This window comes from Streptomyces sp. B1866, from assembly GCF_031932565.1.
GTDB lineage: Bacteria > Actinomycetota > Actinomycetes > Streptomycetales > Streptomycetaceae > Streptomyces.
The window spans coordinates 1-2,527 of sequence record NZ_JAVSCF010000447.1 but is presented as its reverse complement, the minus strand read 5'-3'; the positions used below and the strand labels follow the sequence as shown (position 1 = coordinate 2,527).

The window sequence follows — 2,527 nt, the reverse complement described above, 5'->3', positions numbered from 1 at the left end:
AGAAGTCCGCGAAGCCCTCCAGATCGGGCCGGACACGCCGATCATCATCACCGACGCCCGCCACCGCAGCGAAGCCAAAAGCGCCCTCATCACCCTGGTCGAACACGCCCTCATGGCGCGGCTGAAGTAGCGGCGGACGTAAGCGGGCCGGCGTGCGTGGATGTCACCCGAGGTGCGGAAAGCCGCCGGGCGACGTGCCGGAGTCGACCGGACTGGGCAGGAAGGGCTCAGAGCTGGGACCGGCACGGAAGGGCCGTGCCGACGCCGGGAGGGTGTTGGACGCGTGAGGCGAAGGCAGGCGCGGGCAGCGGAGCGGGCAGTGCGGCCCGGTCGGCGGGCACGCAGGAACGTCACCCCGCCACCGGGCACGACGGCGCCGTTAGACGGGCCGCCGCCCAGGCCCCCGGGCGGACGGCTGTCCCCCCGCAACTGGCGGGTCGCCACCCGGCTGAACGCGATCCTGCTCATCCCCGTGCTGGTCGCGCTGCTGTTCGGCGGCCTGCGGGTGGACTCGTCGCTCTCCACGTGGAGCGAGGCGCGGGACGCCGAGCGCACCGCCCGGCTGGTGCGGGCGGCCCTGGGGTACGCGCACGCGCTGATCGACGAGCGGGACGTGACCGCCCGGCCGCTGCTGAGCCGGTCCTCCGCGGCGGTGAACCCGGACCCCGGCGGCGGCCAGGAGGCGGTGCGCACCGCGCGCGCGGCCACCGACGCCGCCGCGCGCGCCTTCGACCGGCAGGCCCGGGACATCCCCGGCACGCCGGGCCTGGCCCGGCGGCTGCGGGCGTTCCGGGCGGTCGAGCCGCGGCTGGCGGAGGTGCGGCGGTACGCGTACACGCCCGGCTCCGACGGGGTGCGGACCGAGGAGGGGTACGTCACCGTCCAGCACCCGCTGATGGCGTTCGCCAACGAGCTGGGCCTGGGCACCGGAAACGTCACCTCCTATGGCCGCGCCGTGTACGCGCTGTCGCTGGCCAAGGCCGCCGAATCGCTTCAGCGCTCGGTCGGCACCCACCTGCTGATCGCACCCGGCCCGTCCGCGACGGCCCGGCGCGACCAGCTCACCACCTTCACCAGCTACGGCATCGCGGCGCGGATCGCCGACGACGAGTTCCGCTCGGGCGCGGCGCCCAGTGACGTACGGCGGCTGGACCGGGCGCTCGCGGAGCAGCGCGGCGCGGCCCTCGCCCGGACGGCCGACCGGCGGCGGGCGGCCGAGCGGGCGGGCCGGAGGTTCACCGAGCCGCCCCCGGCGGAGGCCATGGTGCGGGCGATCGCCGGCGGCGGCTCGCCGTCCGGCCTGGCCGCGCGGGGCGTCACGCCGGCGGCGTGGTTCGACGCCGCCACGGTCGCCTTCGCCGCCTACCGGGACGTCGAGGTGCAGCTCACCGACAAGGCGGTGGCGGAGGCCGCGCGGATCTCCGCGAACAGCGAGCGCGACACCTACCTGAACTCGGCGGTGGTGCTCACCGCGCTGCTGGCCGCCTTCGTGGTCGCGGGCCTGATGGCCCGCTCGATGAGCCGCGGCATGCGGCAGCTGCGCACCGCCGCCTTCGAGATCGCCGAGCAGCGGCTGCCGATGGTGGTCGACCAGCTCTCCCGCAACGACCCGGGCCGGGTGGACACGCGCGTGCGGCCGATCCCGGTCACCAGCCGGGACGAGATCGGCGAGGTGGCGCGCGCCTTCGAGCAGGTGCACCGGGAGGCGGTGCGGCTGGCCANCCTTCGAGCAGGTGCACCGGGAGGCGGTGCGGCTGGCCACCGAGCAGGCGCTGCTGCGCGGCAACGTCAACGCGATCTTCGCCAACCTCTCCGGCCGCAACCAGGGCCTCATCGAGCGGCAGCTGACCATCATCTCCGAGCTGGAGAGCCGGGAGGCCGACCCGGACCAGCTCGCGAGCCTCTTCCGGATCGACCACCTGGCCACCCGCATGCGCCGCAACGGCGAGAACCTGCTGATCCTGGCGGGCGAGGAGCCGGGCCGCCGCTGGAACCGGCCGCTGGCCCTGGTGGACGTGGTGCGCGCCGCCTCCTCTGAGGTGGACGCGTACGAGCGGGTGGAGCTGGCCGGCGTGCCCGCGACGGAGATCCACGGCAACGCCGTGGCCGACCTGGTGCACCTGCTCGCCGAGCTGATGGAGAACGCGCTGTCGTTCTCCTCGCCGCACACCGCGGTCCGGGTGGGCGCCACGGCCCTGGCCGACGGCCGGGTCGTCGTCGAGATCAGCGACAGCGGCATCGGGCTGACCTCCGAGAGCATTGCGGAGATCAACCGCTCGCTGGCCCAGCCGCCCGCCGTCGACGTCGGAGTGACGCGGCACATGGGGCTCTTCGTGGTCGGGCGGCTCGCCATCCGGCACGGAATCCGGGTGCAGCTGCGGCCCTCCCCCACCGGCCAGGGCACGACGTCGCTGGTCATGCTGCCGGTCGCGCTCACGGGCGACGGCCCCGGGGCGGCGCGGGACACGGCCGCCGAGGGCCCGGCGGGCGCCGGGCCGGCCGTGGCGGCCGCGGAGCCGGCGTCCGG

General features: G+C 75.7%; 2 pseudogenes. Both read left to right on the top strand.

Annotation, left to right across the window (positions count from 1 at the left end):
- Positions 1-130, top strand: a pseudogene (locus tag RKE29_RS29255) (ATP-binding protein); the annotation flags it as partial.
- Between the two features lie 285 nt (positions 131-415).
- Positions 416-2,438 (top strand): annotated as a pseudogene (locus tag RKE29_RS29250) (nitrate- and nitrite sensing domain-containing protein); the annotation flags it as partial.
- Positions 2,439-2,527: the final 89 nt, after the last annotated feature.